Here is an 18,734-nt window from a genome sequence, read left to right as displayed (position 1 = left end):
GGGGGAGGGCGGGGGTGGGGCGGGGGTGGGGCGAAAGACCCGCCTTCCGGCCGCGATTCCGGTCCTGATGCAGACGATAAAAAACCCCGCCACGCCTCGCGGCGCGCGGGGTTCTTGCCGTTGGCAGGCGCCCCCGTGCGGAGGCGCCTCCCGTCAGACCATCAGCGACCAGCCTTGCCAGCGCAGGCGGTGGCGTTGCCGATGTTCAGGTTCAGCGAGTTGTTGTTGGCCAGCAGGTTGCCACGGATGGCGTCGACAATCGCGGTCGGCAGCGGCGCGAAGCCGTTGCCGTTGATGCGATTGACCTGAGCCGTCGTGTAGTTCGTGTGCGCATCCAGGAACGCCAGGATCTTGCTCCGGACGTTCGCATCGGCGTAGCACTGAACGTGGTCGAGGAACGTGAAACCCACGATCGGGTAGCCCGAGGCGGGGTTCGCCACGGTCGGCGCCCAGCTTGCCGGCAGGGCCAGGTTCGCGCCCAGCGTGGCCGTCGACAGGCCAGCCGTGGTGTTGGCGGCGGTCGGGGTGTACGACACGCCGTTGTTCTTGTTGGTCAGACGCGCAGCCGGCAGATTCTTGGTCGCAACCGTCGACGAAGGGGCCAGGGTGGCATTGATGTAGTCCGGGCTCAGGTAGCCGATGGCGTTGCCCAGCGAATCCACGGCGTCGCGCACGCCGCCGCTGCCCGTGGCGGCCGAGAAGTTGCTCGGCACGCCGCCCGGGAAGTTGTTGGCGAACGTGGTGCCGGCCGTGAAGGCCACGTTGGAGTTGCCCGAGGTGCCCGTGGTGCAGACCGCAGCCAGATGGCGCGTCAGGATTTCCGTCGTGCCGCTGCTGTCGCCGCGATACACGACCTTGATGGCCGTGCCGGCCGGGAAGCCTGCGTTGATGGCGTTCCAGTCGTTGATCTTGCCCGAGAAGATGCCGCAAAGCTGGTCGGTGCTCAGCGTCAGGTTCGCCAGGCCGTTCTTGAACGGAATGCCGACGGCCGTGGCCACGGACGGCATTTGCACCAGCGGGCCGGCGGCGGCGGTGTTGAAGTTGCTGATTTCGGTCGACGACAGCACCGAGTCGCTGCCGGCGAAGTGCACGACGGTGTCGTTGCGGCCGGTGGCGGTGTTGAAGGCGGCCGGGTTGTTCGTCAGCAGGGCCGTCTTGCCGGCGCCGCTACCCGTGGAGGCGTACGAGTAATCGGCCGGGAACTGCTGGATTTCCTGCTTGTACAGGAATTCGGGCAGCGTGGCGCCACCACCGACGACGGTCTGGGCCATGACGGCGGTCGCCGAGAAAGCGGCGGCCGCGCAAGCGGCCTGGATCAGTGCGTGCTTCAGTTTCACAGTGCAACTCCCTGTTGGGTGGAAAGCATGGAATGGATGACATGCATGACTGGTGAAGCCGCGGGTGACGCTGCTGTGGCGTCATGCCCGCAGACGGCATTCTTGGCAACAGCGATGAAAGCCCACGGATGGCACTGTGAAGAGATGACGAAACTGGCTCATGCCATTTCGTTATGTTGACGCGCGCCGGCCGGCCCTGCGGAGCATGAGGCGGACGGCGGACGAAGGCGGGGTGCGCCGGATGCGGGGGGCGCGGCCCCTGTATGACCGGAGCGGGGCGGATGTGTTTCGCGATATTCGCAGATTCGGTCACGGCCGCGCAAATCCTGCTTTGTAACGTGGCACACATCGCCGGCCACGACGCCCGCGAGCACAACAACTGCATTCCGGCTTCGTCTCAGGGGAGCGGCTGTGGCCCATCGACGTTTCGACAGGCACACGCCCATGAAACTCGCATTGCATCCGGTAGACGCGCGCATGATCTCGGTCCAGGCCTATCTCGACGAGTACGGCGCCCGGGCCCTGCAGGGGGAGGCCCCGCAGCCGCGCTGCCCGCTGTGCCACCGCGCGCTGTTGCTGATCGGCGCGCTCAGTACCCGCATTCGCCCGCGCTTCAGCCATGGCGCGAACTGCCGCCTGCCGTGCCCGCTGGTGCGGCACGGCGACCTGCCCGACGGGCTGCGGATCGACCCGTCGCCGGACGTCCACGTGTCGGTGGCCCAGCGCCACGCCTATGTGTCGCGCTGGGAATGGCATCTGCAGCGGATGCGGCGTGACGACCTGCTGCCATCGATGCCGGTCGAGCGCTTCCTGTCGCTGGCCGAACTGGCCACGCACGGCGGGCTCTGGCGCCAGGCCGGGCTGCACCCGGCGCTGGTGCCGTACCTGCAACTGGCGATGGCGGGCTTCCTGCCCGGCGAACGCGGCACGCGGCATGGCGGCAGCTCCGTGCGGTTCTGGTTCGACGGATCGGCCGGCAGCGTGGCGGACGTGCAGGCGCTGCGCGACCCCGCGCCGCGCTTCTACAAGGCGTACTACGCCCGGCCGCGCCTGGCAACGGTGCCGTCGCAGCACCACATGTTCCACCTGGAGGAGGTAGCGCTGGACCTGGGCTTCCTGGCCGGGCCGCGCCCCGGGATGCCGGCCGCCGATGTCGAGGCGTGCTGGGCGTGGCTGTCCGGACGGGGATCGTGATGCCGCGCCAGCGCGGTGCGGCCGTGGTCACGGCGCTGCTGGTGGTGGCGCTGTGCGTGACGCTGGTGACGACGATGTTCGTGCAGCAGCAGACGTCCACGCGCGCCGTGGAATCGCGCCGGCTGCGGGCGCAGGGCGAGGCCATGCAGGACGCGATCACGGCGTGGGCGGTGGCCGTCGTGCAGGAAAGCGGCACGCAGTCGTCGATCGATCATCTGCGCCAGCGCTGGGCCGAGCCACGCCCGCCGGCGCCGCTGGCGGCGTGGATCGGCGCGGCGGCGGCATCGCATGCGACGCTGTCCGGCGCCGGGGACATCGAGGTAGGCGCCGAGATCGAGGATGCGCAGGGGCGCTTCAACCTGATGACGCTGGTCACGGCCGCCAGCCTGACCGAGCCGCCCGGCGTGAGCCCCGTGGGCGTGCAGGCGTATCGGCGGTTGCTGGCGTCGCTGTCGCTCGACACCAGCCTGGCGGCGCCGACGGCGGACTACATCCTGCGCACACTGCGTCCCGACGGCCCGCTGCCGCTGCTGCGCGCCGCGGACCTGCGCGCCGTGCGGGGCTATACGCCGCAGGCGGTGGCCCGGCTGGCGCCGTTCGTCGTGGCGCTGCCCGAGCCGACGTCGCTGAACATCAACACGGCCGGGCCGGAACTGCTGGCGGCGTTCGTGCCGGGGCTGACGGTGTCGCAGGCCAGCACGCTGATTGCCGATCGCGATCGTGCCTACTGGCGCGGCGTGAGCGACCTGTCGCTGCGGGCGGCGGCGATGACGCCGGCGGGCGGCGAACTCCAGGGCCTGATGCTGGACGCGGGCAGCCACTACTTCATCGTGCATGGAACGGTACGCAGCGGGCGCGCCGTGCGCCGCGTGCAGGCGCTGCTGTACCGCAGCGGCATCGGCGTGGCCGTGCGCACGCGCGTGCTCTGGGTGCGCGAGCCGGACGACGCGGCGCCATGACGCTCGCCCCGGCACCGGCCTAGCGCTGCGCCGCCGCGATGACGCGCCGGTAGGCGCTCGGCGGCGCGCCCGCCAGGACGACGACCTCGATGCCGCCCACGGCGTTGCGCGGCTGCGTGGGTGCGGTGCCGGGCGGGGCGGCCGGGGGCTTGCGCTCGCCATCGGTGGCGGCCCAGCCGCGCCGCACGCCATCGGACAGCCAGCCGCGCACCTGCATGCCGGCGGCGCGGCCGACCAGCGCCTGCCGCTCGACCGGCGCGGCCGACAGGGCGGCGCGTGCCTCGGCACGGCTGGCCAGCGGCGGCGACAGTTCGCGCCAGAGCACGCCTTCGGCGCTGCGGTAGCGCACGGCCTGCCAGCGCGGCGGACCCTCGCCATCGTCGCTGCCGTCCGCGCGGCGCACGATGCGGAGTTGCGTGGCGTCGAAGGCGATGGCGTGGGCGCCGAGGTCGGCGTCGGGCACCGCGTCGGCCAGGTCGATGGCGAGCTGGTCGAACAGGCGGTCGGCCTCGCGCAGGTCGGTCATCGTATCGACCACACCCTGCTGGCCGCGGATGATGCCGGTCAGCGCGCGATAGGACATCAGCGCCACGATGGCCAGCAGCGCCACGGCGATCACCATTTCGATCAACGTGAATCCGCGCGGCTTCATCGGGGCAGTACCTGGGCAAGCTGCGCCAGCCGCGTGCCGGCGTCCCCTGACCGGTAGACGGCTACGGTCACCAGCAGCAGGCGCGGGTCGCTGGTGGCCATCACGCTTTCCTCGCAGTCGAGCGCCACCGGGCCCTGGTCGCAGCCGAAACGGCGCGTGCCCGGCGCGGGCGGCGCGGCGGCCAGGCGCAGCTCGGCCAGGCGGTTCGCGGCGCTCCAGCCGGCCACGGTGCGGGCGCGCAGCGCGTCGCTGCTGTCGGCCATCATGCCGGCGGCGCGCATGCAGGCGCCCAGCGCCACGGCGACGATCACCAGCGCCACCAGCACCTCGATCATCGTGAAGCCGGCGCGGTCATTGCACGGCATAGCGGCCCGGCGCGAGGGTGACGATGCGCACCGTCGCGCCGTCGCGTTGCAGCAGGATGTCGAGCGTCGGCTCCACGGCCTCGCGCCCGAACAGGATGCGGGCGCCGCCGCTCTGCACCGGCGCACCGGGCTGCGACACCTGCAGCGCGGCCAGCGGCGTGCCCCAGGAACCGGGCACGAGCGTGTCGTCGCGCAGCGGCAGCCAGCGCGAGCCGTCGCGGATCAGGAACCGCCACGACCGCGCATCGGCTTCCCAGGCAATCGGCGCGCCGCGCAGCCGGGCCTCGTCGTGCGCGCCCTGCATCAGCCAGATCAGCCGCTGCGCTTGCTGCGCCAGTAGCTGGCCGGGACTGGGCTGGGCGTTGACGGCCACCATGCCGCTGACCACGCCGACGATCACGATGACCACCAGCAGTTCCAGCAGCGTGAACCCGCGCGGGCGCCGGGCGCGGTTTTTCCCGGTGGCCGACGTCGGCATCGTGGCCGCGCCCGCCGGGCTGGCCGTCCACGTCCGGGCGTTACGCAGGCGGCCCATCTAGCGCACCATCTGGTTGATTTCGAGGATCGGCATCAGCACGGCCAGTACGATCATCAGCACCATCAGCCCCATGCCCAGGATCAGCGCGGGTTCCAGCAGGCCGGTGATGAACATGGTGCGCCGCTCAAGCTGGCTGGCTTCGCCCTGCGCGGCGCGCTCCAGCATGTCGGGCAGATTGCCGGTGGCCTCGCCGGAACGGATCAGGTGGATCAGCACGGGCGGGAACCGGTTGGTCACCGCCAGCGCGCGGGCCAGCGACGTGCCTTCGCGCACGCGCGAGATGGCGTCTTCGACCGTGGCGCGCAGCGCGACGTTGTTCAACGTCTCGCCGGCGGCCTGCAGCGCGCGCAGGATCGGCACGCCGGCGCTGGTCAGGATGGCCAGCGTGCTGGCAAAGCGCGCGGTGTTGTAGCCGCTCACGAGCTTGCCCAGCAGCGGGGCGGTCAACAGCCAGACGTGCCAGCGATGGCGCGGCCCGGGCTGCGCCAGGAAGCGCCGCACGGTCCAACCCATCGCCACCACGCCCAGCGCGGCGGCCCAGCCCCATTCGCGCGCGAAATCGCTGCAGGCCAGCATGATTTCGGTGATCAGCGGCAGCTTCTGCCTGGTGGTGGTGAACACGCCCACCACCTGCGGGACCACGTAGGTCAGCAGGAACACGACGATGCCGAACGCCACCACGGTGACCACGGCCGGGTACGTGAAGGCGAGCTTGATCTTCTGCGTGAGCGCGTTGCGGCTTTCCACGTAGTCGGCCAGCCGGGTCAGCACCAGGTGCAGCTTGCCGCTGTGCTCGCCGGCGGACACCAGCGCGCGGTAGATGTCCGGGAAGTCGCGCGGATGCTGCTGCAACGCGCTGGACAGCGACTGGCCGCCCACCACGTCGGCCCGGATGGCGCTCAACAGCTGCCGCATGTAGCTGCGTTCGGCCTGGTCGGCCAGCGCGGCCAGCGCCTCGTTGAGCGGCAGCCCGGCCGTCAGCAGGCTCGACAGCTGGCGCGTGAAGAGGGCCTGCTCCTGCGCGCCGAGCCGGGGCGAGAACAGGGTCATCTGCTGCCCGGCCGCCGTGGCCAGCGGCAGCACCTTGAGCGGCGTCAGCCCCCGCGTGCGCAACTGGCCGCGCGCGGCCTTGCTGCCCTCGGCGTCCAGCACGCCGCGATGCACCTTGCCCCCCAGATCGACAGCTTCATAGCGGAATGCGGGCACGCTGGGCTCCTGGTTGGTCGGGGCGGCTAACCCCACCAACATATCGGCCCACTGCGGCACAACCGTGGCGGCAAAGGGGCAGGTTTTGCCATCGAACCATCACGCACGGCGCGGGCGCGAACACCGGGCCACAAAATATTCCATTTGCGTGCGAAAGAAATGTCAGGAATCTGAGACATTGCCCCCCGTGCCGGGGGTTGGCCGCCGGGGCCGGGGAGGGGACGGCCGCCAGGGGATTGGCGGCGCGGGGCGTGCCGTTCAGTTGCTGCCGAAGTCGCCGGGCAGCGTGCCCTGGTCTGCCAGGTTTGCCTTGCTTTCGGCCAGCAGCGTCATCACTTCCCGCCACCATGCGGCCGACACCAGGTAGGCGTGCGGCCGTTGGTGCCGGATGACCAGTACCGGCTGTTCCTGCGCGGCCTCAAGGGCCCTCGACGGGTTAGAACTGAACTTCGTCACGTTCATGACCCATTGGTTTTCCGTCATTTGCATTTATCCCTTTTATTGCGACGAAACAGGCGACTGCCGGGCTGACCGGCAGGAGCGGCAAGGGGGGTCCGTGAAGATGGAATGGCCGCTTGGCTAGCCGTGACGAAGCGCGTCCGCTGCAAGCGTGCGGGCGCGTTGGCTGCGTATGGTTGGAATGGCGGCTCAGACGCGAAAAATGGACTGCCTCGCGCTCCCTGGCCGTGCACGCCTTGCGAGACGTGAGCGCTTCATCAAACTGCCTCCCGGTAAAGCGCTCGGTGCGTGCAAGGGGCCAGGTCGCAGTCGATGCTATGTGAGGTCCGTGTCGGAATCGTTACACGATCTGGACATTCATTGCCATTTTCATTACCCAATTGCCGGCGGCGTCCGGTGGCGCTGGCGTTGCGTGGCACCAGTCCCCACCGACGAAGGGGAGGGCGTTGTTACGTTATCGGCGGGGCCCCACGGCGGGCATGAACGTCACCCGTTCGGGTGGCCGCTGCGCCTGCGCCGACGTGCCGAAGGTGTTGCCCATGCGGTTGGCCGTGGCCGAATAGTTGAACAGGCCGAGCTGGTTCGATGGGCGGCCGGCCGCCTGCTCGCCCGGCGTCGCGCCGTCGGGCGGGCGCTGCGCCTGCACCCCGCGCGCCAGCCGCTCGTTCAGGCAATCGAGCGCTGGCGCGCGTTGTCCATTGACTTCGACGCTGACGCACGCAGCGCCGTGTTGCGCGTCGGCAATCTGCCCAGATTCCGCAACAACCACGTCACCGTGCGCCGCAAGAATCGCCGCCATTGCAAATCCCAGAAGTTTTTTCAACGCTGTGCTCCGTGGTAAAGGCCAGGACCGTCGTTGAGCGAACGCTACCGGAGGCTCCTTGCCATGCGCAAGCTGCAGTTGAGACATATTCGCGTTGGCGTGGCGTTCCACGCCGGCACCGCCGTGCTGTGTGCCGCGCTGGCAACGTCCGCGATGGGCGCCGACAAGGTGGTGGCGCGCAGCGGCAGTGCCACTGTGACCCAGGACGAGCTGGAAACGTTCCTGCGCGGCCTGGACGCCCCCGCGCGCCAGCGCCTGGCCGCCGACAAGGCACTGCTGGAGCGGCTGGTGCAGGGCCGCCTGGCGCAGAAGACCGTGCTGGCCGAAGCCGAGGCCAAGGGCTGGGCGAAGAAGCCTGACGTGGCCGCCATGGCGCGCGACGCCGGCCAGCAGGTGGTGGTGCGCAGCTATCTGGAATCGATCTCGCAGGCGCCGCAGGGCTACCCGTCCGACGCTGAGCTGCAGGCCGCCTACGACGCCAACAAGGCGGCATTCACGGCGCCGAAGGCGTGGCACATCGCGCAGATCTTCGTGGCGGCCACCGGCGACGACGCGGCCGTGACCAAGGCGCGCAAGGATGCCGACGACCTGGCCCGGCAGGCGCGCGGTGGCGACTTTGCCGCGCTGGCGCGGGCCCGCTCGCAGGAGCCGCGCTCGGCCGCCAGCGGCGGCGACACCGGCTGGGTATCCGAGGCCGAGATGATTCCCGAGATCCGCGCGGCGGTGGCTGGCATGAAGCCGGGCGCGGTGTCCGATCCGGTGCGCACGCCCAACGGCTTACATGTGCTGAAGCTGCTGGAGGTGCGCGAGGCGGGCCTGCGTCCGCTGGCCGAGGTGCGCGACCGGCTGCGCGCCACCATGCGCCAGCAGTACGAGGCCGACGCCGCCCAGCAGTACCTGCGGCAGCAGGTCAGCGCGCAGGGCGCCAACGCCATCGACAAGGCCGCGCTGGACAGCGTGATTTCCGCCGTGCGCTGACAGCGCCCGCATCCACAAAGAGGGCAGGTATGGAAATGTCCCGGCAACACGGGATCGGGGAGCGCTCGCGCCTGTCGCGTGCGGCGATGCTGCTGATCATGCTGGCGCACGCCGGCGCCGCCGCCGCGCAGGCCGCGCCGGCCCGCTTCGACGTCAACGAGTACGTGGTGCGCGGCAACACGGTGCTCGATGCCGTGGAGATCGAGACGTCGATCGAGCCGTTCCTGGGCCCCGACCGTTCCGTCGACGACGTCCAGGCCGCGCGCGCCGCGCTGGAAAAGCGCTATCAGGACCGCGGCTACCAGTCCGTCGTGGTGGAACTGCCCGAGCAGCGCGTGACCGGCGGCGTGGTGGTGTTGCAGGTGGTGGAAACCCGCGTGGGCCGGCTGCGCGTGGTGGGCGCGGAGCATTACTCGCCCGCCATGGTGCGTGACGCCGTACCGTCGCTGGCCGAAGGCGGCGTGCCGGACTTCAACGCCGCGCAGCAGCAGCTCACGAGCCTGAACACCACGCCCAACCGGCAGGTGGTGCCGATGGTGCGGCCGGGGTCGCTGCCGCAGACGGTCGATGTCGAACTGAAGGTGGAAGACCACAACCCGCTCGGCGGCAGCGTGTCGCTGAACAACGACCACAGCGTCGATACCCACGCGCTGCGGGCGTCGGCCACGCTGAGCCACGACAACCTCTGGCAGCGCGGCCACCAGGCGTCGGTCACGTTCTTTGGCGCCCCGCAGGCGCTCAGCGAGGCGCGGGTCTGGTCGTTCAGCTACCTGGCGCCGTTCCGGAACTCGCCGTTCAGCGTGCAGGCCACCGGCTATACGTCGGACAGCAACGTGGCGACGGTGGGCGGCACCAGCGTGCTCGGCAACGGCTACGCGGTGGGTCTGCAGGGCAACTACGCGCTGCCGCAGACCGGTGACTGGACCGGCTCCGTCGGGCTGGGGTTCGATTTCAAGGACCTCAAGGAAAAGGTCTCGCTGGGCGGCAGCAGCTCGGACGTGCCGATCCACTACGTGCCGATGACGCTGTCGTTCAACGGCTACCGTTTCAGCGAGCGCTCGCAGAGCGCGCTGGCGCTGTCCGCGGTGATGGGCACCGGCATCGGCAGCGGCGCGCAGGACTTTGGCGCCAAGCGCTACCGCGCGTCGCCCGATTTCATGTACCTGAAGGCCGACGGCTCGCACACGCAGACGCTCGGCAGCGGCGCGCAGCTCTACGCGCGCGGCGCGGCGCAGGTCTCGTCGGGGCCGCTGGTATCGAGCGAGCAGTTCGCGGCCGGCGGCGCCACCAGCGTGCGCGGCTATTACTCGGCCGAGGCCACGTCCGACAACGGCGTGCTGGGCTCGCTGGAGGTGCGATCGCCGTCGTACGCGGACTGGCTCTGGGCCGGCGTGGACGAATGGCGCGTCTACGGCTTCCTGGACGCCGCCACGCTGCGCCTGAAAGACCCGCTGCCCGAACAGCGCCGCAGCTACACGCTGCTGGGCGTGGGCTTTGGCACCAGCTTCCGGATGTACCGCGCGGTCACCGGCAAGCTCGATTTCGGCTGGCCGCTGCGCGACGCGCAACGGACCGAAGCCGGCTCCCTGACCGTCAATTTCAATGTCCGCGCCAATTTCTGATGCGCCCGCAAGGTGCGCGACGGAGCCCTGTCATGCGTAAACTGCTTCTCTCCCTGGCCCTCGCCGCCGGCCTGCTGCCGCAGGCGGCGCAAGCGTGGTGGCAACAGGAATGGTCCTACCGCAAGCCCGTTTCGGTCGATACCACGCCGAACGGCGCCAACATCGCCGAACCGCTCGGGCGCGTGCCGGTGCTGGTGCGGCTGCATGCGGGCAACTTCCAGTTCGATGGCGTGCACGAGAAGGGCGCCGACCTGCGCTTCGTGGCCGCCGACGACAAGACGCCGCTTGCCGCCCAGGTCGAACAGTTCGACCCGCTGCTCGGCATGGCGCTGGTGTGGGTCGACGTGCCGGCCGTGGCCGGCGGTGCGCGCCAGGACCTGTGGATGTACTACGGCAACCAGAAGGCCACGCCGGGTGGTGGCGCCGCGTCGCCGTTCGATGCCGACTACACGGCCGTCTACCACTTCGATGGCGCGTCGGGCACGGCACCGGCCGATGCCACCGCGTACCACAACAACGCCCAGGGCGGCGTGGCGGTGGGCGAGGGGCTGATCGGCCAGGCGGCGAAGCTCGACGGCAAGCAGGGCATGGCGCTGCCTGCCAGCGAATCGCTGAAGGTTGGCCCGGGCGGCGCGCTGACGATGGGCGCCTGGATCCGCACCGACGCCAATGCCAGCGGCGCGCTGTTCGTGCGGCGTGACGCCGGCAATGCACTGGTCGTGGGGCTGGCCAATGGCGTGCCGTACGTGCGGCTGGGGGCGCAGCAGGCCGCCGCGCAGCAGGCCATCGGCGCGCAGCAGTGGACCCACGTGGCCGTCGCGGCCGGCAACGGCGAGATCGCGCTGCTGGTCAACGGCAAGGAAGCCGCGAAGCTGGCGGCGGCGCTGCCGGCGCTGACCGGCCCGGCCACGGTGGGCGCCGATCCGTCCGGCGACCTGCCCGCCCTGGTGGCGGACGTCGACGAACTGCGCGTCTCGCGCGTGCGCCGGCCCACGGCGCTGCTGGCCGCCGAGGCGGCCATGCAGGGCAGCGAGTCGAAGCTGGTGGCCTACGGGCCCGACGAGAAGCAGGCCGGCGGCGGCTTTGGCGAGATCGGCTTCATCCTGACAAACGTGCCGGTCGATGCCTGGGTCGTGATCGGCCTGCTGGCGATCATGTCGGTGCTGTCGTGGTGGGTGACCTATACCAAGGCAACCTATGTTGGCCGGGTGTCGCGCGCCAATGACGCCTTCATGGAGCAGTTCCGCAAGATCGGCCACCGGCTTGAAGCGCTGGCCGAGGCGATACCGGCCAACGCGGCGCTGGAGCGCACGTTGCGCGATTCGAGCCTGTACCGCCTGTACCAGGTGGCGGTGAACGAACTGCGCACCCGGCGCCAGCAGGAGGGCACGCAGACCGTGACCACCGAGACGATCGAGGCGATCCGCGCATCGATGGACGCCACCCGGGTGCGCGAGAACCAGCGGCTGAACCGCGGGCTGGTGCTGCTGACGATCTCGATCTCGGGCGGCCCGTACCTGGGCCTGCTGGGCACGGTGGTCGGCATCATCCTGGTGTTCGCGGCCGTGGCGCTGGCCGGCGAGGTCAACATCAACGCGATCGCACCCGGCATTGCCGCCGCGCTGGTGGCCACGGTGGTGGGCCTGTTCGTCGCCATCCCGGCGCTGTTTTCCTACAACTACCTGCTCACGCGCAACAAGAACGTCAGCGCCGACATGGACGTGTTCGTCGACGAGTTCGTGACGCGGCTGGCCGAGCTGCACGCGATGCCCGAGACGCTGCTGGCCGAGGCCGGCGCCGATGCCGGCGCGCACATGGATCGCTTCGTGGCCGAGCTGATGCGCCGCTTTGCCGAGGCGGGCCTGGTGCCGGCGCAGCGCGGCGGCGGCAGCGTGGGCCTGTCACCGGCCGCGCCGGCCGACGGGCGCGGCAACGTCTGAGCCGCACGGACCAAGGAGAACCGCCATGGCCGCCGCGCATGACGACGACAAGCCCTACGACGACATCAACATCACGCCGCTGCTGGACCTGGCGTTCGTGCTGCTGATCATCTTCATCCTGATGACCACGGCCGCCGTGCAGGGCATCAAGGTGGACCTGCCCAAGGCCAGCGCATCGGCCAGCCTGTCCGAGCAGAAGGTCAAGGCCATCACGGTGTCGGATTCCGGCCAGGTCTACCTGGACGCGATGCCCGTGACGCTGCCCGAGCTGGAAGACCGCCTGCGCTCGCAGCGCGCGCTGACGCCCGATTTTCCGGTGATCGTCAAGGGCGACGCTGGCGTGCAATACCGCAAGGTGGTGGAAGTGCTGGACCTGCTGCGCCGGCTGGAACTGCAGCAGGTGGGCCTGGTGACCGGCAAGCAGAGCAGCTAGGCCATGGATTCGCACCCGTCCCCAGCCGGCCGCAGACGCCGGGCCGCCCTGGCCGCGCTGGCGCTGGCCGTGGTGGCGCTGGTTGGCTGGCTGGTCTGGCAATGGTCGGCGGACAAGGCCGCCGCGCGCCGCGAGGCACCGCGCCTGCCGCCGATGGTGGCGCTGCCGCCCCCGCCGCCACCGCCCCCGCCGCCGCCCGAACAGAAGCCGCCCGAGGTGAAGGAGCGCATGCAGGCGCCCGAGCCAAAGCCCATGGAGCCAGCCAAGCCGGCCGAGGCGCCCAAGCCCGCCAACGACGCACCCGAGAGCGTGACGATGAACGCGGATGCCCAGGCCGGCGCCGGGGGCATCCAGATCGGCGGCGGCGGCGGCATGGGCGGTGGGGGCAGCGGCGGCGGCCGTGCCGGCAACGCGACGTACGGCCAGTACCTGGCCTACGCGCTGCAGCGCGCGGTGCAACGCGACCCGGCGACCGCGCGGCTGGCCTATCCGCAACTGCTGCTGCACCTGTGGCTCGACGATGGCGGACGCATCACCCGCGTGGAGCTGGTGCGCTCCAGCGGCGATGCGAAGACCGACGAGGCCCTGCTGGCGGCGTTGCGCGCCGTGGGCCAGGTCGACGAGAAGCCGCCCGCGGGACTGACCTTTCCGGCGCGCGTCGCGATGCAGGCGCGGCGCCCCTGACGACTTGGACATTCGGATCATGAGGAGAAAGCAATGAACCAGGCAATGCGCGTGCGCCGGCCTGTACTGCAACCGCTGGCGGCAGCGCTGCTGCTGGCCATGTGCGGCCAGCCGGCGTGGGCCCAGGCCGCGGCCGGCGCGCCATCGGGCGACGTCACGCAGAACCTGATCCGCATCCTGGTGATGCGCGGGACGCTGACCAGGGATGAGGGCGACGCGCTGCTGGCCCAGGCCCGCGCCGCCGCGCAGCCACCGACTGGCGGCGGCACGGCGCTGGCCGCGGGTGGCGTGGCGGGCGTGGCCGGTGCGGCCGTGGCGCAACCGGGCGACGTGCGCGTGCCGTACGTGTCGCCCCGCGTGCGCGCGGAGATCCGCGACGAGGTCAAGCAGGAAGTCATGGCGCAGGCCAGGGCGGAAAACTGGGCGCAGCCCAACACGTTCCCGGACTGGGTGTCGCGCATCACGGTATCGGGCGACGTGCGCGTGCGCTACCAGGCCAACCTGTACGGCAGCGGCAACGCGCCGGCCGTGGACTACGCGGCCATCAACGCGAACGGCCCGGTCAACATGAACAACGCCAGCGGTGTGCTGCCGCCGCTGCTGAACACCACCGAGGACCAGAACGACCTGTTCCGCATCCGCGCCCGGCTGGGCGTGACCGCGGCAATCTCGGACGATCTCACGGCGGGCATCCGGCTGGGCACGGGCAGCAGCAACGGGCCGGTGTCGACCACGCAGACGCTGGGCGGCGGGTTTGCCAAGAAGAGCATCTGGCTGGACCAGGCCTACCTGGACTACCGCTTCACCGAAGCCTTCCGCGTCACGGCCGGCCGCTTCGGCAACCCGTTCTATTCGCTCGACAACGCGGACCTGCTGTTCGCCAACGATCTGAATTTCGATGGCATCGCCGGCCGCTGGCTCAAGCCGGTGGGCAATCGCGGCGTCACGGCGTTCGTGACCGGCGGCGTATTCCCGGTCAACTACGGCGCCGACAACTTCCCGGAGAACAGCCCGGAGAAGGACAGCCACGCGAGCTGGCTGTTCGCGCTGCAGGCCGGCGCCGAGGGCAAGCTGGGCGCGGACCGCGTCAAGGGCGCCATCGCCTACTACCACTTCACCGGCATGCGCGGGGCGTTCTCGTCGCCGTGCCTGACGTCGGCGCCTTCCTGCGACACCGACAACACGCGCCCGGCCTTCATGCAGAAGGGCAACACGGTGTTCGGGCTGCGCAACAACGTGCCGGTCAACGTCGACGACACGTCGAACCCGCAGTTCTTTGGCCTGACGCAGAACTTCCGTCCGCTGAACCTGACCGCCCAGTGGGACACCCAGGTCTTCAGGCTGCCGTTCAGCCTGCAGGCCAGCTACGTGCGCAACCTGGCGTACGACAAGGACCGCGCGTTCCAGGACCCGCGCGCGTACCCGGCCAACCACTACGAGGGCGTGGACGGGTCCACGCCGGTGGCCGAGTACAAGGACAAGTGGCGCAGCGGCCCGAACGGCTACCTGCTGCGCGCGATCTTCGGCAACCAGACGATCTCCGCGCGGGGCCAGTGGAACTTCCTGCTCGGCTACAAGTACCTGCAGCCGGACGCCGTGCCGGATGGCTTCACCGACCCGGACTTCCGCCTGGGCGGGACCAACGCCAAGGGCTATTTCCTGGGCGCCGCCTATGGCATCGACAAGCACGCCTGGCTGCAGGCCCGCTGGCTGAGCGGCCGCGAGGTCTACGGCGATCCGCTGGCCATCAACGTGCTGATGCTGGAACTGAACGCCAAGTTCTGAGGAACATCATGGGACCCATCCAGAAGACGGCATGGTGCGCGGTGCTCTGCGCGATACCGGTGGCGGCGCTCGCGCAGGCGCAGGGCTCGCTGGAAGACCGGCTGCGCACGCAGCTGCGCACGCTGAACGCGCAGAACCAGCAGCTCCAGGCGGAGAAATCGACGATGCATGCCGCGCTGCGCGGGGCCGAGGCCGACCGCGATGCCGCGCGCAAGGAACTGGCCGGGCTGCGCGGCGATCTTGACGCGGCGCGCCAGCGCGCGCAGGGCCTGGCCGCGCGGCAGCGCCAGGTGGAAGAGGGCGCCGCCTCCCAGGCGCGGGCCGCCGACGAGAAGCGCGAGGCATCGCAGCAGGCCGCGCGCACGTTGCAGCAGCAACTGGCCGCGACCACGCAGGACCGCGGCAAGCTGGCCGATGCGCTGCGCGAGCGCGATGCGCAGCTCCAGGCGTGCGGCACCCGCAACGCGAACCTGCTGGCCACGGGCAAGGAGATCCTGGCCGCGTACGAGCGTTTTGACATCGCCGACGCCGTGGCGCTGCGCCAGCCGCTGGCGGCCGGCATGCGCGTGCGGCTGGAGAACGCGGCGCAGGACTACGGCGACCGCCTGCACGAGAACCGATTCGATCCGCGGGCCGCCACGGGCGTGCCCGCCGCCACGCCATGACGACCATGACCGATACCACCAGTCCCACGGACCTGCTGTCCGCCATCGACGCCGACACGCTGGCCGACGCAATCCGCGCCGCCGGCTGCGCGGTGACCACCGCCGAACGCGACGGCCACGTCCATCTGCACAGCGCCAGCCATGGCGTGGGGTTCCAGGTGCTCTGGGGCAATGCCGTGGCGGACGGCCAGTACGCCGACTTCACGCTCAGTTGCGCGTTGCGCGTGGCCGGCGGCGAGATGCCGCGCGACGTGCTCGACGGCTGGCATCGCGGCAAGCGTTTTGCCCGGCTGGCGACGCATGGCGAACTGATCGTGCTGGAGATGGATGTGACGCTGTACGACGGCGTCAGCCGCGCGCACGTGGCGTCGATGCTGCGGCTGTGGGTGATGATGACCGGCGAGTTCCTGCTGCACCTGCGCAGTGCGTCCGACAGCCAGCCGGCGTCCGTGCCGGCGGAGGCGTAACCCGGCCGCGCGCCGGCCCGGTGTCCGGGCTCAGGCGTCAGGCGTCGGTGCGCTCGCCGAGGAACAGCATGCCGCCGGCGTCGGTACGGCAGACGGCCAGCAGGCGCGGGCCAAAGCCGAGGCATTCGCCGGTCAACGCCTTGCCGCCGGGCAGGCAGTGGCGGGGGCCGGAGACGCGCAGCGAGACGGCAGACGAGAGCGGGTACGCGCGCGGCTGGCGTGCCGCCGCGGCATCGGACAACTGGCCGGACACGGCGCAGTTGCCCGGTACGCGGGTGGCGATCCGGCCCGCCTCGTCAATGCTGACGTCGATCGTGCCGGCCTCGCCCTGCGCATGCACGGTGCCGCGATAGACGCCCGCGAGCCGCGCCCGCGCGTCTGGCGCTGGCGCGTCGCGGCCCAGCGTCCAGCGCTCCGTTTCATGGTGTGCGTGGCCATCGTCGCCACGCGCCAGCCGGATCTCCACCGCCTGCGCGGTCCGCGCCACGGTGACGGTCACCTTGCGCACCGTGCCTTCGAATGGCTGGTACTCGGTGCCGTGCCCGTCCGGGCCGATGTCGACAAAGCCGGCCGGCATGCCGGGCTGGCCGCCATAGGCCAGCAGGCCGTGCCCGGTGGATCCATGGAACACGGCGATGGCGGTGCCGTCGCGCGTATAGATGTCGGACGACATGGAGTCGGCAGAGGTGTGCACGTCGTTCTCGGTGGACTTGGGGTGTCGGGATGCAGCGGTCTTCGACAATTCCATACCAATATGACGCGCGACGCGAGATAGGGTTGACACCAATGCGGACCGGCCGTACCCAGCGGTTGCCGAATCAACGGGGGCCGGGGTGCCCCTCGCATTCAGCCATACACTGCCGCGCCGATGTGTCCGGCATGTGAAGCCCGGCCTCAGACCACCACGAACGCGAACCAGAGCACCACTGGCGCCACGATGGTCACCAGCGCGCCGTAGACCATCAGCTTGCGGAAGAACGCGTGCCGGTCCACGCCCTGCGCGTTGGCCAGCACCAGGGCGCCGTTGGTGGAGAACGGGCTGACGTCGACGATGGTCGACGAGACGGCCATGGCGGCGATGAAGCCGATGGCGCTGACATCGGACCCCTGCTGCAGGAACGGCACGGCCAGCGGGATCAGCGACCCCAGCACGGCCGTGGACGATGCGAACGCCGAGACCACGGCGCCGACGAAGCACAGCAGCAGCGCGGCCATCAGCGGCGACGCCAGCCCGGCCACGCTGTGGCCGACAAAGGCGATGGTGCCCATCTTCTCCATCACGCCCACGTAGGTGCTGACGCCCACGATCAGCATGATCTCGGGCCACGACACCTGCGTCAGCGCCGCCTTCTGCAGGTTGGGCGACACCAGCGTCAGCAGCACGGCAATGGACAGCGACACAAAGCCGATATCGAGCTTGAAGTACAGCGTCAGCACGGCCAGCGCCACCAGGCCCAGCACGGTCAGGTACTGGTACGGCGTGCCGGGCTGCTCGGCCTCGGCGCGCGCGGCCGTGGCCGAAGGGCCCAGCGGGTCTGCCATGCCGGCCGTCGCCACGCGCGCCTGGAACGGCGGGTCGATGGCGGCCACGCCGGGGCCGGCCGCAACCGTGCGCGGCAGCGCCGGGGCGCGCAGCAGCCGCATGCCGCCCAGCGCCACGAACAGGCCCAGCGCCACCAGCAGGTTCACGCCCAGGCTGGCAAAGGCCGTGGCCATCTCGTTGAGCGGCAGCCCGGCTTTCTCGACGATCTTGTTCGTGATACCGCCATAGATGCTGATCGGCGAGAAGCCGCCGCCCTGCGCGCCGTGCACGACCATCAGCCCCATCATCAGCGGGTTGATGTTGTACTTGGCCGCAAAGCCCAGCGCGATGGGCGCGATGATGGCCACGGCGGCGGGGCTCACGGCGCCCACCGACGTCAGCACCGCCGCGATGCCGAACATGATCCACGGGATGGCGGCGATGCGCCCGCCCACGGCCCGCACGGCCTGCCGCACCAGCCAGTCGATGGTGCCGTTGTTCTGCGCCACCGCGAACAGGTAGGTGATGCCCACCAGCGTCAGGAACAGGTCGGCCGGGAATCCCGCCAGGATGCTCTTGGCCGGCATGGCGCCGAGCAGGGTGCCGACCAGGAAGGCGCCGACGAATGCCAGCGCCCCCATGTTGACCGGCAGGACGGTGGCGATCACGAACATCAGCCCTAGGACCGAAATGGAAACAATGTGCTGCAGCATGGCCTGCTCCCTGGCAGGGCAGCCGTTGCGGCTGCCGCCATCGATGGACAGTTGGAAAGGGTGGGGCTGGCCGGCGGGCGCCGGCCGGGGGCTACCGGGCGTGGTGGTGCGGGCGCACGCGGCGGGGGAATGGCTTGGGCATGGTGTCTCCGGATGTTGTCTTGGCCGCCGCGGTGGGCCGGGCGCGCGCTTTGTCGTTGGCTAGAAGATAGGGAAGCGCGCCGCCGGTATCAATTAAGGTGCGTTCCGGACCATTACGGTCAGCGAAAGCATCGGCCCGGTGCCAGCGCCCGCCGTGCCGCACAGAGGGCCTGGCCGGCACCCGGCGGGCGGCGGGCGCATATAATGCGCCGGCTTGCCGCCTGCCGGGCGGCCGTCCGCCTTTTTCATCG

The 18,734-nt window shown here is 70.5% G+C and carries 19 protein-coding genes; 10 read left to right on the top strand and 9 right to left on the bottom strand.

Annotation, left to right across the window (positions count from 1 at the left end; translation table 11 throughout):
• Positions 1-161: 161 nt before the first annotated feature.
• Entirely contained in the window at positions 162-1,337 is a 1,176-nt protein-coding gene (locus tag QTN24_RS22465) for a substrate-binding domain-containing protein (RefSeq protein ID WP_313839936.1), read from the bottom strand.
• Between the two features lie 444 nt (positions 1,338-1,781).
• Between QTN24_RS22465 and QTN24_RS22460 the strand changes: the two genes are divergently transcribed.
• Together QTN24_RS22460 and gspK are read left to right on the top strand one after the other, a co-directional pair.
• Positions 1,782-2,531 carry a hypothetical protein gene (locus QTN24_RS22460; protein WP_313839934.1) on the top strand — a complete coding sequence of 250 codons (750 nt, stop codon included), beginning with the start codon at positions 1,782-1,784 and terminating at the stop codon, positions 2,529-2,531.
• Positions 2,507-3,490, top strand: coding sequence for a type II secretion system minor pseudopilin GspK (gspK, locus tag QTN24_RS22455; protein ID WP_313839932.1), 984 nt, complete (start codon positions 2,507-2,509; stop codon positions 3,488-3,490). Before QTN24_RS22460 ends, gspK begins: the two co-directional genes overlap by 25 nt.
• A gap of 19 nt (positions 3,491-3,509) precedes the next feature.
• Here the strand turns inward: gspK and QTN24_RS22450 are convergent, their stop codons facing one another.
• The 6 genes from QTN24_RS22450 to QTN24_RS22425 all read right to left on the bottom strand — a co-directional run bounded on the left by QTN24_RS22450 (position 3,510) and on the right by QTN24_RS22425 (position 7,620).
• Complete coding sequence (locus QTN24_RS22450; protein ID WP_313839930.1) at positions 3,510-4,142, bottom strand: prepilin-type N-terminal cleavage/methylation domain-containing protein; 633 nt, start codon at positions 4,140-4,142, stop codon at positions 3,510-3,512.
• On the bottom strand, positions 4,139-4,507 hold the full coding sequence (gspI, locus tag QTN24_RS22445) for a type II secretion system minor pseudopilin GspI (RefSeq protein ID WP_313839928.1): 369 nt from the start codon (positions 4,505-4,507) through the stop codon (positions 4,139-4,141). Before gspI ends, QTN24_RS22450 begins: the two co-directional genes overlap by 4 nt.
• The gene (locus QTN24_RS22440; protein WP_313839927.1) at positions 4,494-5,042 is read right to left on the bottom strand and encodes a GspH/FimT family pseudopilin; all 549 of its coding nucleotides are present in this window, start codon (positions 5,040-5,042) and stop codon (positions 4,494-4,496) included. Before QTN24_RS22440 ends, gspI begins: the two co-directional genes overlap by 14 nt.
• Complete coding sequence (gspF, locus tag QTN24_RS22435) at positions 5,043-6,251, bottom strand: type II secretion system inner membrane protein GspF (RefSeq protein WP_313839925.1); 1,209 nt, start codon at positions 6,249-6,251, stop codon at positions 5,043-5,045. It abuts the gene before it with no gap.
• 258 nt (positions 6,252-6,509) lie between these two features.
• Positions 6,510-6,734 carry a hypothetical protein gene (locus QTN24_RS22430; RefSeq protein WP_172966067.1) on the bottom strand — a complete coding sequence of 75 codons (225 nt, stop codon included), beginning with the start codon at positions 6,732-6,734 and terminating at the stop codon, positions 6,510-6,512.
• Positions 6,735-7,164: 430 nt separating this feature from the next.
• Positions 7,165-7,620 (bottom strand): hypothetical protein, encoded by a 456-nt coding sequence (locus QTN24_RS22425; RefSeq protein ID WP_313839923.1) that lies wholly within the window; start codon positions 7,618-7,620, stop codon positions 7,165-7,167.
• Here QTN24_RS22425 and QTN24_RS22420 point away from each other — a divergent pair.
• The 8 genes from QTN24_RS22420 to QTN24_RS22385 are packed head-to-tail and all read left to right on the top strand — an operon-like array spanning position 7,612 to position 16,107.
• Complete coding sequence (locus tag QTN24_RS22420) at positions 7,612-8,511, top strand: peptidylprolyl isomerase (protein ID WP_313839921.1); 900 nt, start codon at positions 7,612-7,614, stop codon at positions 8,509-8,511. The two genes, QTN24_RS22425 and QTN24_RS22420, sit on opposite strands and share 9 nt — an antisense overlap.
• Positions 8,512-8,546: 35 nt before the next feature.
• Positions 8,547-10,133: a ShlB/FhaC/HecB family hemolysin secretion/activation protein gene (locus QTN24_RS22415; RefSeq protein ID WP_313839919.1), complete on the top strand. Its 1,587-nt coding sequence runs from the start codon at positions 8,547-8,549 to the stop codon at positions 10,131-10,133.
• Positions 10,134-10,165: 32 nt separating this feature from the next.
• Entirely contained in the window at positions 10,166-12,073 is a 1,908-nt protein-coding gene (locus tag QTN24_RS22410) for a DUF2341 domain-containing protein (protein WP_313839918.1), read from the top strand.
• Positions 12,074-12,098: 25 nt separating this feature from the next.
• Complete coding sequence (locus QTN24_RS22405; RefSeq protein WP_313839917.1) at positions 12,099-12,506, top strand: biopolymer transporter ExbD; 408 nt, start codon at positions 12,099-12,101, stop codon at positions 12,504-12,506.
• A gap of 3 nt (positions 12,507-12,509) precedes the next feature.
• The gene (locus QTN24_RS22400) at positions 12,510-13,190 is read left to right on the top strand and encodes an energy transducer TonB (RefSeq protein ID WP_313839915.1); all 681 of its coding nucleotides are present in this window, start codon (positions 12,510-12,512) and stop codon (positions 13,188-13,190) included.
• A gap of 33 nt (positions 13,191-13,223) precedes the next feature.
• Positions 13,224-14,975, top strand: a complete 1,752-nt coding sequence (locus QTN24_RS22395) for a putative porin (protein ID WP_313839913.1) — start codon at positions 13,224-13,226, stop codon at positions 14,973-14,975.
• An 8-nt stretch (positions 14,976-14,983) separates the two neighbouring features.
• The gene (locus tag QTN24_RS22390; protein ID WP_313839912.1) at positions 14,984-15,640 is read left to right on the top strand and encodes a DNA repair protein; all 657 of its coding nucleotides are present in this window, start codon (positions 14,984-14,986) and stop codon (positions 15,638-15,640) included.
• On the top strand, positions 15,637-16,107 hold the full coding sequence (locus tag QTN24_RS22385; RefSeq protein WP_253699896.1) for a YbjN domain-containing protein: 471 nt from the start codon (positions 15,637-15,639) through the stop codon (positions 16,105-16,107). Before QTN24_RS22390 ends, QTN24_RS22385 begins: the two co-directional genes overlap by 4 nt.
• A 37-nt stretch (positions 16,108-16,144) precedes the next feature.
• Here the strand turns inward: QTN24_RS22385 and QTN24_RS22380 are convergent, their stop codons facing one another.
• Positions 16,145-16,780, bottom strand: a complete 636-nt coding sequence (locus QTN24_RS22380; protein WP_313839909.1) for a hypothetical protein — start codon at positions 16,778-16,780, stop codon at positions 16,145-16,147.
• Positions 16,781-17,001: 221 nt separating this feature from the next.
• Entirely contained in the window at positions 17,002-18,342 is a 1,341-nt protein-coding gene (locus tag QTN24_RS22375) for an SLC13 family permease (RefSeq protein ID WP_124684569.1), read from the bottom strand.
• Positions 18,343-18,734: the final 392 nt, after the last annotated feature.

The organism is Cupriavidus sp. SZY C1 (assembly GCF_032190535.1).
Taxonomy (GTDB): domain Bacteria; phylum Pseudomonadota; class Gammaproteobacteria; order Burkholderiales; family Burkholderiaceae; genus Cupriavidus; species Cupriavidus pauculus_C.
Note: the sequence above shows the minus strand (reverse complement) of the source record. Positions and strands in the feature narration are given on the sequence as shown.